General features: G+C 56.4%; 1 protein-coding gene. It reads right to left on the reverse strand.

Going from position 1 to position 241, the window contains the following annotated elements:
* Positions 1-241: hypothetical protein (locus tag FW756_RS11735; protein WP_446430340.1), on the reverse strand; the 241-nt coding region annotated here is incomplete at both ends.

The raw sequence follows: 241 nt of genomic DNA on the forward strand, positions 1-241 counted from the left end.
TGGTGAGCGTAAGTCCTTCAACCGTGACGGTGATCGTCGTCAGGGCGGTTACGGTGATCGTAACCGTGATGATCGTGGTGGCGAGCGTCGCTTCAACGATCGTGGCGATCGTAAGCCGTTCAACCGCGATGATCGTGGTGGCGATCGTCGTTTCAACGACCGCGATGACCGTGGTGGGGATCGTCGTTTCAACGATCGTAACGACCGTGGTGATCGTAAGCCTTTCAACCGTGATGGTGAT

This window comes from Leucobacter sp. 1207-22 (assembly GCF_052850455.1).